General features: G+C 72.6%; 11 protein-coding genes. 3 read left to right on the forward strand and 8 right to left on the reverse strand.

Going from position 1 to position 11620, the window contains the following annotated elements:
- Positions 1 to 299: 299 nt before the first annotated feature.
- Together ACTB72_RS17105 and ACTB72_RS17110 are read left to right on the forward strand one after the other, a co-directional pair.
- On the forward strand, positions 300 to 1043 hold the full coding sequence (locus tag ACTB72_RS17105; RefSeq protein WP_463038232.1) for an amino acid ABC transporter permease: 744 nt from the start codon (positions 300 to 302) through the stop codon (positions 1041 to 1043).
- Positions 1040 to 2326 (forward strand): MFS transporter, encoded by a 1287-nt coding sequence (locus tag ACTB72_RS17110; protein WP_463038222.1) that lies wholly within the window; start codon positions 1040 to 1042, stop codon positions 2324 to 2326. Before ACTB72_RS17105 ends, ACTB72_RS17110 begins: the two co-directional genes overlap by 4 nt.
- A gap of 20 nt (positions 2327 to 2346) precedes the next feature.
- On the opposite strand, the gene ACTB72_RS17115 is transcribed toward ACTB72_RS17110, so the two are convergent.
- From ACTB72_RS17115 to ACTB72_RS17145, 7 genes are all read right to left on the reverse strand, one after another.
- Complete coding sequence (locus tag ACTB72_RS17115; protein ID WP_463038223.1) at positions 2347 to 3471, reverse strand: pyridoxal phosphate-dependent aminotransferase; 1125 nt, start codon at positions 3469 to 3471, stop codon at positions 2347 to 2349.
- Between the two features lie 200 nt (positions 3472 to 3671).
- Entirely contained in the window at positions 3672 to 4613 is a 942-nt protein-coding gene (locus ACTB72_RS17120; protein WP_463038224.1) for an HTD2 family dehydratase, read from the reverse strand.
- Positions 4614 to 4615: 2 nt separating this feature from the next.
- Positions 4616 to 5197: a hypothetical protein gene (locus ACTB72_RS17125; protein WP_463038225.1), complete on the reverse strand. Its 582-nt coding sequence runs from the start codon at positions 5195 to 5197 to the stop codon at positions 4616 to 4618.
- A gap of 248 nt (positions 5198 to 5445) precedes the next feature.
- Positions 5446 to 6255, reverse strand: a complete 810-nt coding sequence (locus ACTB72_RS17130; RefSeq protein ID WP_463038226.1) for an enoyl-CoA hydratase/isomerase family protein — start codon at positions 6253 to 6255, stop codon at positions 5446 to 5448.
- A gap of 15 nt (positions 6256 to 6270) precedes the next feature.
- On the reverse strand, positions 6271 to 7071 hold the full coding sequence (locus tag ACTB72_RS17135) for an enoyl-CoA hydratase/isomerase family protein (RefSeq protein WP_463038227.1): 801 nt from the start codon (positions 7069 to 7071) through the stop codon (positions 6271 to 6273).
- Between the two features lie 126 nt (positions 7072 to 7197).
- The gene (locus tag ACTB72_RS17140; RefSeq protein ID WP_463038228.1) at positions 7198 to 8091 is read right to left on the reverse strand and encodes an IclR family transcriptional regulator; all 894 of its coding nucleotides are present in this window, start codon (positions 8089 to 8091) and stop codon (positions 7198 to 7200) included.
- Between the two features lie 98 nt (positions 8092 to 8189).
- Positions 8190 to 9182: an NADPH:quinone reductase gene (locus ACTB72_RS17145; protein WP_463038229.1), complete on the reverse strand. Its 993-nt coding sequence runs from the start codon at positions 9180 to 9182 to the stop codon at positions 8190 to 8192.
- Between the two features lie 230 nt (positions 9183 to 9412).
- Between ACTB72_RS17145 and ACTB72_RS17150 the strand changes: the two genes are divergently transcribed.
- Positions 9413 to 10672, forward strand: a complete 1260-nt coding sequence (locus ACTB72_RS17150; protein WP_463038230.1) for a cytochrome P450 — start codon at positions 9413 to 9415, stop codon at positions 10670 to 10672.
- Positions 10673 to 10762: 90 nt separating this feature from the next.
- Here the strand turns inward: ACTB72_RS17150 and ACTB72_RS17155 are convergent.
- On the reverse strand, positions 10763 to 11620 hold an 858-nt coding region (locus ACTB72_RS17155; protein ID WP_463038231.1), incomplete at its 5' end, for an ATP-binding protein.

The raw sequence follows: 11620 nt of genomic DNA on the forward strand, positions 1-11620 counted from the left end.
CGTCGGCGAGGCGCGAGGCGCCCGCGCGGCCGGACGACGTCGCGCCTGGCGGGGCCGGGGGGGGCTGCATGGGGCCCGGGACGGGCGGGCGGCGGCGATCCGCGGCTTCTCCGCGTCTTTCGCCGTCCGGCGCCGGGGGCTATCGTCCGCGCCGACCGCCCAGATCCGCGCCGCGAGAAAGAGACCCCCCGATGATCGCCGAGACCCCACGCCCGGCGCGGGCGACCCAAGTCCGCGCGCCCGCGCCCCTCGTCTCATCCCCCTTCGCCCCACGACCCGCGCCCCGCGCCCGTCCTGCCATGCTGGCGGCGCTCGCCGCGGTCCTCATGCTCGCAGGCTGCGGGCAGGGCATGGGCGGCGGCGGATGGGGTTGGTACGTGGTCTCGCCGTTCACCGAGACCGGACGCTCGAACCTCGGCTTTCTCGCCGGCGGGATCTGGGACACGATCCTGATCTCGGTCACCGCCATGGCGTTCTCGATCGTCGCCGGGCTGATCGTGGCGATGCCCGCGATCGGCAAGAACAAATGGGGCCTGCGGGCCAACATGATCTATGTCGAGACCTTCCGCGCCATCCCGATCCTGGTGCTGATCCTGTGGGTCTATTACGGGCTGCCGGTGGTGGCGGGGATCTCGATCAACGTGTTCTGGGCGGGCGTGCTGGCGCTGGCGCTCGCCGACAGCGCCTTCGAGGCCGAGATTTTCCGCGCCGGCATCCAGTCGGTGCCCAAGGGCCAGACCGAGGCGGCGCAGGCGCTGGGCCTCACCTGGGTCCAGACCATGCGCCGGGTGATCCTGCCCCAGGCCCTGCGCCGGATCCTGCCGCCCCTGGCGAACCAGTTCGCCTACATGCTGAAGATGTCGGCCCTGGTCTCGGTGATCGGGATGCAGGAGCTGACGCGGCGGGCCAACGAGCTGGTCGTGACCGAATACCGGCCGCTGGAGATCTACACCGTGCTGGTGCTGGAATATCTGGCGCTGATCCTCTGCGTCTCCCAATCGGTCCGCTGGCTGGAGCGGCGGATGGCGCGGAGCGACCGGTGAGCGGCCTTCCCGAAGGTCCGGTCGTCGCGGCCCCGGCGCCCGGCGCGGCGCCGAGGCCCGCGACCCCGGGCGAGGCGCGCGCGCCGGCCGGGTCTTTCAAACTGGTTGCGGCGGTCGCGGCCACCCAGCTGATCGGCTGGGGCACCACGTTCAACATGCCGGCGGTGCTGGGGCGCCCGATGGCCGAGGCTTTGGGGATGCCGCTGCCCATGGCCTTCGCCGCCGCCTCGGCCTTTCTGGTGGCGCTGGCGCTGGTGTCGCCGCTGCTCGGCCCGGTGATGATCCGGCATGGGGCGCGGCCGGTGCTGACCGCGGGCTCCGCGCTGGTGGCGCTGTCGCTGGCGGGGCTCGCGGTCGTGCAGGGGCCGGTGGGATATTTCGCCGCCTGGACCGTGATGGGGGTGGGCGGAGCGCTGGCCTTGTCCACCGCCGCCTACGCCCTGCTGGCCGAGCGGCTGGGGCCGGCCGCGCGCCAGGGCATCGGCGGGGCGATGCTGATTTCGGGGCTCGCCGCCCCGGTGGGGTTTCCCGCGATGCTGTGGCTCGACGACGCGCTGGGCTGGCGGGCGACGCTGCTGGTCTTCGCGGCGCTCAACCTGCTGGTCTGCCTGCCGCTGCACTGGTTCGCGCCCGGGGCCCCGCCCGCCGCGCCCGCGCCCGCCGCGGGCGATGACGCGGAGCCCGTTCCGCCCCGGACCTATCGCGGGTCGGAGACCGCGCGCTTCGTGTGGCTCGCGCTCGGCGTGTCGCTGATCGGGGTGGTGACCTGGGGGCTGATGGTGGCGCTGCCCGAGGTTCTGTCGGCGCTGGGGCTCGACGCGGGGGCTGCGGTGCTGGTCGCCTCGCTGGTCGGCGTGGCGCAGGTGGCGGCGCGGGCGGCGGACATCGCGTTCGGCCGCCGCTCCACCGCCATGGGGCTGGCGATCGGGGCCACGGCGGCGATGCCGCTGGCCTTTCTGGTGCTGGCCTTCGCGGGGGGCGGGGTCGGGGGCGCGATGGCCTTCGCGCTGATCTACGGGGCGGCGAGCGGGCTGATGTCCATGGCCCGCGCCACCCTGCCGCTGGAGGTCTTCGACCCGGCCGCCTATGCGCGGCACTGGACGCGGCTCGGCCTGCCGATGCATTTCGCCTTCGCCGCCGCCCCGCCGGGCTTCGCGGCGCTGGTCGCCTGGGGCGGGCCGATGGCGCCGGTGGCGGCGGCCTTCATGGCCGCCCTCTGCGCCTTCGGGGCGATGCTGCGCCTGCGGGTTCTGGCGGCGGCCCCGGAGGGGGCGGCGGTCTGACGCCGCCCCCTCCCGGCGGCTCAGGCCTGCGGCGCGGCGACGGCGCGGGCCTCGGCCAGCGCCTCGGGCAACGCCGCCTCGAGCACGTCGAGCATCTCGGGCGTGCCGGCGGAGATGCGGATGCACCGGTTTTCGGGCTCCGCGAACGGCATGCGCACGAAGACCCCGCGCTCGATCAGACCCGACAGCACCGCCTTGGCGAAATCTCCGTCGCGCCCGCAATCCACCGCCACGAAATTGGTGGCCGAGGGCAGGGCGACCAGGCCGTTGGCCGCGGCGATGGCGCCGATGCGGGCGCGGGCCGCGACCACCTCGCGGCGCACATGCCCGATCCAGGTTTCGTCGCGCGCCGCGGCCTCGGCCCCGACCAGCGACAGGCGGGTCATGGCGAAATGGTTCTTCACCTTGCCGAAGGCCTCGATCATCCGGCGCGAGCCGATGGCGTAGCCGACCCGCGCCCCCGCCATCCCCTGCGCCTTGGAGAAGGTGCGCATCCGGATCACCCGGTCGTCCTCGGGGTCGATCACGGGCGCGGTTCCGTCAGGGGCGAATTCGATATAGGCCTCGTCGAGGCAGAGCACGCAGCCCTCGGGCAGCGCGTCGAGCATCCCCGAAATCACGTCCCCGCCGTGCCAGGAGCCCATGGGGTTGTCGGGATTGGCGATGTAGACCAGCGGCGCCTTCTCGGCATGGGCGGCGGCGACGAGGGCGTCGGGGTCCTCGTGGTCGTCGCGATAGGGGACCTGGACGAGGCGGCCGCCGAAGCTCGCGACATGGTAGTTGAAGGTCGGATAGGCCCCGCGGGACGTCACCACCGGCGCGCCCTCCGACACCAGCACCCGCACCAGCAGGCCGAGCAGCCCGTCGATGCCCTCGCCCACGATGATGTTTTCGACGGGGACGCCGTGGCGTTCGGCCAGCGCGCCGCGCAGGGCGTGATGGGTGGGGTCGGCGTACATCCAGATGTCGGGCGCGGCGGCGCGGATCGCCTCGAGCACGGCCGGAGAGGGGCCGAACACGCTTTCATTGGCGCCGATGCGCGCCTCGAACGGGCGGCCCATGGCCCGCTCCTGCGTCTCCGGGCCGACGAAGGGCACGGCGGAGGGCAGGCGCTGCACGAGCGGGGTGAAGCGGGGACGGGACATGGCGGGACCTCCGGATGCGGTCTTCCGGGCGCAGCAGAGGGCGCGCGCGGGTCGCGGCGGATTTCCACATGGGGCGGGCCGCGTCAAGCTTTCGCGCGAAACGAGGGGCGGGGGGACGTCGCCGGGGGACGTCCGCCTTCCCCCGCGACGGCGCGGCGCGGAGGAAGGCCGAGCGACCGGACGCCGCCCTCGTCAGGGCGTCAGAGCTTCGCCTTCGCCTCCAGCGCCAGCCGCCCGTCGGGGTTGAGCACCCACAGCTCCGCCTGATCCCCGAAGGTCCGCCCGCAGAGCGTGAAGGTCTGCCCGCAGAAGATCGGCGACACCGCGCGGTAGTCGAAGCGGGCCGGCCATTTGCCGGTCTCGTCGCGCAGGAGGTCGGCGAGCAGCTGCGCCATCAGCGGCCCATGGACCACCCGCTCGGGATAGCCTTCGTCGATGGTGGCGTAGGGCAGGTCGTAGTGGATCCGGTGGCCGTTGAAGGTCAGCGCCGAATAGCGGAACAGCAATACCGGGTCGGCGGAGAATGCGCGCGAGAAGGTCGGGCGCTCATGCTTCTCCGGGGCCGGGGGGCGGGGCTTGTCTTCGGGCGAGGGCAGGGCGCGGTAGACCAGGTCCTCCTCCTCGCGCATCGCCACGCCGTCCGGGCCCGAGATCTCGTGGCGCACGGTGACGATGGCGAGCGACCCCGACCCGCCCTGCTTGATCGCCACGTTCTGGATCACCGACACCCGGCGCGCGTCGACGCCGAGCGGCAGGGGGGCGAGGAACTCCATCCGCCCCCCCGCCCGCATCCGCCGCGGCAGGCCGGTGTCGGGCAGGAAATCGCCGGGCTTGGGATGCCCGTCGGCGCCGAGCCTGGCGCCGGGCTGGACCTCGGCGAAGAACAGGAAATGCCAGAGCGGGGGCAGCGGGTCGCCGGCCACGGGCGCGGGGTCCTCGCGGTTCAGCGCGGCATGGAGCGAGGCCACCCGCCACGGATCGATCCGCTCCTCCATCACCAGCGGCGCGCCGGCGCTGTCGGGCAGGGGCGAGGCGCCGTCGACCGGCGCCGCGGCCTGGCGCGGCACGGACGCGCCGTCGGCCGGGCCGCCGGACACGACGGAGAAGGGAGCGAAGAGGGGGGCGCTTCGGTCGTCGGTCATGCTCAGAACTCCGCCAGGGCGTCGAGATCGATGGCCTCGAAATAGGCCGTCTTGGCGTCGGCGTCGGCGTCGCCCGATACGGTCACCAGAATGCGCCGGTCGACCAGCGCGCGCACTTCGCCGTCCGACGTGGTCACCGCCTTGTGCTTGCCGATGCGCGACACGGTCCCCATCGCGCTCAGCGCCATGGCGTTGCCGAACATCGAGGACATGGCGGTCACCATCGGCCCGTCCGCGGCGAGCGTGATCTCCACCGTCCTTCCGCCCTTCGAATAGGTGGCCTGCGACACAAGCCCGCCGCCGAACATCGCCGCCGACATGCCGGCGTCCTCGCCGGGCTCGCGGGTCCAGCCGTCGAGCGCCTCGGGCAGGAACTTGCCGAGATCGTCGGCCTTGGCCTGGTCGAGCAGGGTGGCGGCGAAGGCGGTCTCCTCGCGCGCGGTGGCGATGTCGCCGGCCCGGTAGGCCTCCAGCGCCGCTTCGAGCGACGCCTCGACATCGTCCGCAAGCGCGCGGGAGGCGGGGACGGCGGCCCCCAGGGTCAGTCCGACGGCGAGGCCGGCTATGAGATGGCGCGGCAGCATGGCTTCCTCCCTGTTCGGTCGTCGCCAAGCCTGCGCGCGGCTGCGCGGCGACGTGGCGCGAACGTGTTTCGTCGCACATAGCCCGTCCTGACCGTCTGAGGTCAAGCCGGGACGGCCCTGCCGCGGGCCGGCAGGCGGGCCGAAGCGCGCGAACGCCGGGAAACGCGGGTCCGGGACGTCAAAGCACGGGAAACATGAACTGAATCTGAGAAGGGCCGCGGCGGTTGAGCGCGCCGCCGCGGCCCCCGTCACTCTCCCCTGAAGGCGGGCGCCCGCTTTTCGAGGAAGGCGGCGGCGCCCTCCCGGAAATCCTCGGTGCAAAACAGCAGGGCCTGGGTGTCGGCCTCGCCGGAGAGAAGCTCGTCCATGCCCTGCGGCAGGCGGGCGAGGGTCTGCTTGGTGGCGGTGAGCGACAAAGGCGCGAGCCGCCCGGCCTCGTCCGCCATCTTCATCGCCGCCGCCATCGCCTGACCGGGCGCGCAGAGCTCGTCGGCCAGACCCCAGGCGCCGGCGGTTTCGGCGTCGATGGTGCGCCCGGTCATCGCCAGCAGCTTGACCCGGCCGAGCCCGATGCGCGCGGGCAGCGTCTGCAGCACGCCCAGATCCGGCATCAGCCCGATCTTGGCGAAGCTGAGCGCGAAGCGGGCCTCGCGCGAGGCCACGATCACGTCGCAGGCCGCCGCCAGCGACAGCCCGCCGCCGACCGCCCAGCCCTCCACCGCCGCGATCACGGGCTTCGGCCCGCAATGCATCAGCCGCACCAGCCGGTGGATGTCCTGGAGCCGCGCGCGCGAGGCGCCGGGCTTCATGTCCTTCATCCCCGCGATGTCGCCGCCGGCGCAGAAGCAGCCGCCGGCGCCGGCCAGCACGATGGCGCGCACGTCGGGGTCGGCCATCGCTGCGGACATGGCGTCGAAAAGGACCGACCGGATCTCCAGCGACAGCGGGTTGCGGCGCTTGGGATCGTTCAGCCAGATCACCTGCGTGGTCCCGTGGCGGACCGCGACGCAGAGCGGATCGGCGGGGCCGGGCTCGGCGGGAAGGGCTGCGTGGGTCATGGTCATCATCCCGTCTCAGCGGCCGGTGAAGTTCGGCGCGCGTTTTTCGAGAAAGGCCGTGCGGCCTTCGAGGAAATCGTCGGAGATCATCAGGCCGAGCTGGGCGTCGGCCTCGGCCTTGAGCATGGCGTCGAGCCCGGCGGGCATCCGCGCCAGCACCGACTTGGTGAAGCCGAGCGCGCGGGTCGCGGCGGTCGACATCTTTCCGGCGATCTTCATCGCGGCGGCCAGCGCCTCTCCGGCCGGGACCACCTTCTCGGCGAGCCCGTCGCGCAGCGCCTCCTCGGCGGTGATCGGATCGCCGATCAGCATGAACATCTTGGCCCGCCCGAATCCCATGCGCATCGGCAGGGTCCAGACCGCGCCCAGATCCGGCATCAGCCCGATCTTGTGGAACCCGCAGGAGAATTTCGCCCCCTCGCCGGCGATGACGATATCGCAGGAGGCCGCCAGCGCCATGCCGCCGCCGGCGCAGGCGCCCTCGACCGCCGCGATCACCGGCTTCTCGCATTCCACGATCATGCGGGTGATGCGGTGCAGTTTCAGGAGCGAATCCCGCCCGTCATGCCCGCTGGTCAGCGCCATCATCCCGGTGATGTCGCCGCCGGCGGAAAAATGCCCCGCGGCGCCGGTGATCACGATGGCCCGGACCTCCGGGTCCTCGATGCAGGCGGCGAGCCCGTCGAAGAGCCCCGCCTTGATCGCCGGCGTGAAGGCGTTGCGCTTGGACGGGCAGTCGAGCGTCAGGGTCGCGACCCCGCCGTTGCGGGTCAGCGCGACCCGGCCGGGATCGGCCTGGATGGGGGCGTCGGACATGGTTCCTCCCGCGGCGCAGGGCGCGCCATTCTGGTTTCTGCGTCCAGTTCTGCACAGCGGAACTCAGGATTGCAAGAGGCCCGTCGCCGGCGGCGTAGGGCGGGTGCGAACCCGTCGCTCTCGCCCTCAGCGGCTCAGCATCGGCCCGATGGCGCGGCTGAGATGGACGAGCCGCGGCCCGACCTCCTTCTCCAGCACGTCGCGCGACGAGGCGAAGCGCGGGCCGGCGGCGTTGAGCGCCATCGCCTCGGACCGGTCCGGCGACACCACGGGCGCGGCCACCGCGCGGATGTCGGACTGCCATTCGCCGTCGACGATGCAGAAGCCGCGTTCCTCCACCTCGGCGATGGAATCGAGCACGCGCACATGCAGCGCCGGCCAGGCGGGGCCCAGCTTGCGGGCCAGACGCTCGAAAATATAGTCGCGCTCCAGCGGGTCGATGCCCGCCAGAAACGCCCGCCCCAAAGCCGTGGTGGCGATGTCGACGCGGGTGCCGACCTCGAGCCGGATCGTGGTCATCGAGGGCGGGTGGCAGGCGTCCACATAGATCATGCCCAGCCGGTCGCGGGCGGCGAGCGCGATCGACAGATCCACGTCGGAGGCGAGCTTCAGCATCGGCTCGCGCGCCACCAGCCGCACGCGCAGGGACGAGATCACCGGATAGCCGAGCGTCAGAAGCGCCGCGGTCGGCTCGTATTTTCCCAGCCGCCGGATCAGGCGCAGGTAGCCCAGTTCGGTCAGGGTATGGGTCAGCCGGGTGATGGTGGCCTTGGGCAGGTCGGTGATCTCGGCCAGTTCCGAATTGCCCAGCGGCGCCGGGCGGGCCGAGAAGGCGCGCAGGATCTCGAGGCCCCGGGCCAGCGCCCAGACGAACTTGCGGTCGCGGGCGAGCCGCTCCGACGTTTCCTCATCCAGCCCCAGTTGCATGGCCGAGCGGGACGAGGCGGGGGCGACGAGCCCGTCGTCCTTCGCGTCGGGCGCGGTCGGGGGGGCGTTGGGGTCTGCGCGGGGGGGCGTCATCGGATCTCCTTGCAGGGCGACGCCAAAGGCTTGTCGCATTGCGCGACGATTGTCCACTTGGAGGGGCGTGAGCGGGGGCGGGTGGCGGCAGGGGGGCGCTACCGATCCGGACGGACGACGACCGTCCCGCGCTTGCCGCCGGCCTCCACCGCCTGGTGGGCGTCGCTCGTGCGGGCGAGCGGGAAGGCGGCGGCGACGGCATGGCGAGCCGGGACGGCGGGATCGGCGAGCCAGGCCGCGATGGCGGCCTGCGCCGCCTGGCGCAGCCGCAGGGGCGAGATCGGCAGCAGGAACAGACGCAGCGTCACGTTGCGGCGCAGAAGCCCGTAGACGTCGAGCGACGGGCGCGCGTCCCCGCGCGAGGCGTAGGCCGCGATCACCCCGTTGATCCCGATCACCCGTTGCGCGACCTCGGCGTTGCCGCCCAGATCGACTTCCACGATCCGGTCGACGGGGCCCGACGCCGCCTCCAGGATCTCGTCCGCCAGATCCGCCGCATCCCGGCGCAGCACGACATGGGCGCCGGCTTCGCGGGCGGTCGCCTCGCCTTGCGCATCCGACACGGTGGCGATCACCCGCGCCCCGTCGCGGACCGCGTGCTGGACCGCATAGGCCCCGACCGCCCCGGCGCCGCCGGTCACCAGCACGGTCTTGCCGGTCACCGGCCCGTCGGAATGCACGCAGCCCCAGGCGGTCATGCAGGGGATGCCCAGGCAGGCGCCTTCCGCGAAGCTCACGTGGTCGGGCAGGAGGGTGAGGAGCGAGGCGTCGAGCGCGATGGCCTCCGCCGCCGTGCCATGCGTCCGGCCTCCGCGCTGACCGTTGTAGAGCCAGACGCGGCGACCGATCAGGCCGGCGTCCACCCCCGGCCCCACCGCGTCGACCAGGCCTGCGCCGTCGGAATGGGGGATGATCCGCGGGCCTTCCATCGCATGCGCGGGGCCTGCCCGGCGGCTCATGTCGGCGGGGTTCACGCCCGACGCCGCCAGCCGCACCCGCGCCTCGCCCGGGCCGGGTTCGGGCATGGGAATCTCGCCCAGGGTCAGCACTTCGGCCGCCGGGCCCTGCCTGTCGTACCAGACCGCGCGCATGTTCCGCCCTCCCGTTCCATCCCGGCCCGCGCCTGAACGTCGTCAGGCCTTCGGGGCTCCCGATCCTGGCCCGGCCGGCGCCGCTCTGGCCAGAGGCGAAATTCCCCGGCGCGGCCTGCGCCTTCGGTTGTGGCGATCCGTCGAAAGCTGGCGTATCGTGAAGGTCAATCGACGGCGCGGACCTGGCCTTGGGAGGGGCCCCGCGACCGTCGTCCAAGGGAGAACGCCTCATGCTCGAACACATCGCCGCCGATCCGCTCGCGCAAGCGCGCGAGGAAGCCTGGTCCACGCCGCTCGCCAAGCTGGACGTGTCGAAGGCCGAACGCTTCGCCAAGAACCAGCACTGGCCGTTCTTCGACCGCCTGCGCGCCGAAGCGCCGGTGCATTACTGCGCGCAGAGCGATTTCGGGCCCTACTGGTCGGTCTCCGGCTACAAGGAGATCGTGGCGGTGGACACCAACCACCGGCAGTTCTCCTCGGCCGAGGGGATCTTCCTCGGCGACCGGGATCCCAGCTTCAAGACCTACAGCTTCATCGCCGCCGACGCCCCGATCCACCCCAAATGGCGCAAGCCGGTGATGCCCGGCGTCGGTCCCAACCGCCTGGCCGAGCTGGAAGAGGTGATCCGCGGCCGCGTCGGCGTGATCCTCGACGGGCTGCCGGTGGGCGAGGAATTCGACTGGGTCGAGCATGTGTCCATCGAGCTCACCACCCAGATGCTCGCCACCCTCTTCGACTTCCCGTTCGAGGACCGGCGCAAGCTGACCTACTGGTCGGACGTGGCGACGTCGGTGCCGCAGGTGGGCAACCACTCGCTGGACGTGGAGGAGCGCAAGAAGATCCTGCTCGACTGCGTGGCCTGCTTCACCGAGCTGTGGCGCGAGCGGGCGAACCGGGAGCCGGGCTTCGATTTCATCTCGCTGATGGCCCACGATCCGGCCACCGCGGATCTGGTCGACAATCCGATGAAGCTCTTGGGCAATCTCACCCTGCTGATCGTCGGGGGCAACGACACCACCCGCAATTCGATCTCGGGCGGGGTGCAGGCGCTGAACGACTTCCCCGAGCAATATGACAAGCTCGCCGCCGACCCGTCGCTGATCCCCGGCATGGTGTCGGAGATCATCCGCTTCCAGACCCCGCTCGCCTATATGCGCCGCACCGCGCTCGAGGATGTCGAGGTCGGGGGGCGCACCATCCGCGAGGGCGACAAGGTGGCGATGTGGTATGTCTCAGGCAACCGCGACGCGACCATGTTCGAGGATCCCTACGAGTTCGTCATCGACCGCAAGAACGCGCGCTCGCATCTGGCCTTCGGGTTCGGGGTGCATCGCTGCATGGGCAACCGCGTGGCGGAGATGCAGCTGCGGATCCTGTGGGAGGAGATCCTGAAGCGCTTCAGCCGGGTGGAAGTGACCGGCGAGGCGGAGCGGGTGATGTCGAACTTCGTGCACGGCTATTCGAAGCTGCCGGTGAAGCTGCACGCCTGAGGGCCGGGCGACTGGACGGGGGGGGCGGGGGGCGCCGTTCGGGCGCTCGGTCCTGCGGACCGTCGCCCCGCCCGCCATCCCCCCTCGGGGCTACAATTCCGGCGGGGTCCAGTCCTGCAGGCGCAGCGGGCGCCCGCCCAGACGTTCGAACGCGCGCTGGCGGCAGGTCAGCACCAGGATCTGCAGGTCGCGGGCCTGGCGGTGGAGCGCGTCGAACATTCGCTCGATCCGCGCATCGTCGGACCAGATCAGCGCGTCGTCGAGGATCACCGGCGCCGCCCCGCCGCCCCGCGCCAGCAGGCGGGCGAAGGCGAGGCGGGTGAGCAGGGCCAGCTGCTCGCGCATGCCGCCTGAGAGGATCGAGGCGGGTTCCGCCACGCCCCCCCGCTCCAGCTCCGCCGGCAGCAGCGTGGTCTCGTCGAAGCGCACCGCGGCGTCGTCGAAGAGCATGGCGAGCAGCGGGCGCAGCTCCGCCATCACCGGGCCGAAATAGTGGTCCCGGGCGGCGCCGCGCGCCGTCTCCAATGCGGATTTCAGGCGGATCAGAGCGGCGATCTCGGCGGCGAGCCGGTCGGCGCGGGTTCGGGCGGCCTCCGCAAGGCCGCGGGTCTCGGCGAGCGCCGATTCCGGGGCCTCTTCAGCGCGGGCGGCGACGGTGGCGTCGTGACGGGCGATGTCTTCTCGAAGCGCCGCTGCCTCGTCTCGGGCCGCCTCCACCACCGAGGCTGCACGGTCGGCGGCGGCGCGGGCCGCGTCGAGGTCCGCGGCGCCGTCCTCCAGCGCTGCGCGGGCGGCGCTTGCGGCGGCGAGGGCGGCGGCGGTGGCCTGTTCGGCGGTCGCCAGCGCCTCCGGGTCCGGCGCAGGCGCCGCGTCCAGCCGGGCGAGCGTGGCGGCGGCGTTGCGCGCGTCGGCGGCGGCGGCGGCCGAGGTTTCGCGCGTCAGCGCATG

The organism is Albimonas sp. (assembly GCF_055129145.1).